Source organism: Ferrovibrio sp., assembly GCF_046297895.1.
Classification (GTDB): Bacteria; Pseudomonadota; Alphaproteobacteria; order Ferrovibrionales; family Ferrovibrionaceae; genus Ferrovibrio.
Genome location: NZ_JBKBHC010000017.1, coordinates 1 through 1,819 on the forward strand (window position 1 = coordinate 1; position 1,819 = coordinate 1,819).

The following is a 1,819-nucleotide window of genomic DNA, read 5'->3' on the forward strand; positions in this document are numbered from 1 at the left end:
GGCATCACATGAAGCTGAAAACCCTGTCCCTCTCCATTGCCCTTGCCGTGGCGGTCGCCGCGCCGATGACGGCGTCGGCTGAGCAGCCCGCGCAGCAGGCGGGCGCCACCCAGCCGCAGGCCACCCAGCTGCCCCGCACCCCGGAACAATGGGCCGCCATGATGTGGGATTTCACCCGCAACCCCATGGTGTTGCGTGATCCCAAGGCCTTCGTGCCCTGGTTTAGCGCCACGCTGGAGCCTGGTTTCTACACGGCCCTGGGGCAACAGTCGCTCGACCCCGCCTGGTGGGGGGTGATGATGAATTCCATGATGAACCCCGCGGCCTTCAGCGCCTGGGCGCCGCTGATGACCGACCCCAACGTGTACATGCGCTGGCTCACCGCCTCCATGGACCCGAACTTCTACACCGCGCTGCTCACCCAATTCACCGACCCGGGCAAGATGATGCGCTGGTTGATGGCGCCCATCGATCCCAAGCTGTGGGGCCTGATGCTGCAGGGGTTGAACCCCGGCATGTACATGAAGTGGATGCTGGCGCCGCTCGACCCGCGTTGGATGCAGGCCATGATCGCGCCGATGAACCCCAACGTGTACCTGGGCTGGCTGGGCGCCATGATGAACCCCGCCTCCTACGGCGACCTGTGGAAGGGCTTCCTGACCCCGGGCGCCACCGCGCTGCCGTCCTACCCGGTGCCCGCCGCACCGAGCGGCCAGCCGCAGGTGTTCAACCCGTTCGATCCGGCGGCCTGGTCGCAGTTGTTCACCGTGCCCGGCGCCCAAGCCCCGCAACAGGCCGGCCAGCAGCCGGGCTCAACCCAGCCCTATATCTTCAACCCGTTCGATCCGGCCTCTTGGACCCAACTGTGGCAGGCGCCGCAGCAACCGCAGCAATCACAACAGGCTGCACCGGCCAAGAAATAATCGGGTCGGTCATCTCTTCCGACGAGGCGTCCGCAAGGACGCCTTTTTTATGGGCGAGCGGTACGCTGCCCCATAAAAAAGGCCTGTCCCGAGGACAGGCCCAATTGCGCGACGGAGAGGGTTGTGTGATGGCGTGGCTTAGGCAGTCGCCATGGCCTCTTGCGACGCCAGACTACGTGCCGGCCGGGTCTCCCGGCTGCCGATGGTGAGCAGATCCCAGGCAAGCAGCAGGAAGCCGGCGGCGAAGACCCAGCCCGAGATCATGCGCCAGGTCATGGCTTGCTGGAACCAGGGATGCGCCTGGGCGGCAAAGTAACCCATCCAGGTGGAGCCCTCGATCGCCCGCTCGATCTGCGACTGTTCATAGCCAGCGATCAGCAGGGCCACGGTCATGCCGAGCATGCCCGCATGCAGCAGGAAGATCGACCACTTCCAGCGCCAGGCGCCGACCAGCTCACCGCTCATCCAGACGTTGCCGCGCCACTTCTGCACGGCCATGTAGACGAAGGCGATGACGATGGTGGCATAGGCCCCGAAGAAGGCGAGGTGGCCGTGCGAAGGGGTCCACTGCGTGCCGTGCGTGTACAGGTTGATCTGCGGCAGGGTGTGCATGAAACCCCATACGCCAGCGCCGAAGAAGTTGCCGAAGGCCTGCGCGATCAGCCAGGCGAGCGCCGGGTTGTTGGTGCTCTTCAGACCGTGGTGTCCAGCGTCGAACACGGCGTGCACCACCATGGCCACCAGGGGGACGGGCTCGAGGGCCGAGAAGAAACCGCCGATGGCAAGCCAGTATTCCGGCGTGCCGATCCAGAAATAGTGATGCCCCAGACCGAGGATGCCAGAGCCGAAGAGCAGGGCCACCTCGATGTAGAGCCAGGTCTCCACGATGCGGCGGC

2 protein-coding genes are annotated in these 1,819 nt (G+C 65.4%); one reads left to right on the forward strand and one right to left on the reverse strand.

The features are described 5' to 3' along the window. A partial coding sequence (locus tag ACK4FK_RS18715) for a hypothetical protein (protein WP_409747203.1) occupies positions 1–923 on the forward strand: 923 nt, incomplete at its 5' end. A gap of 138 nt (positions 924–1,061) precedes the next feature. Here the strand turns inward: ACK4FK_RS18715 and ACK4FK_RS18720 are convergent. Then, positions 1,062–1,819: cbb3-type cytochrome c oxidase subunit I (locus ACK4FK_RS18720; RefSeq protein WP_409747206.1), on the reverse strand; the 758-nt coding region annotated here is incomplete at its 5' end.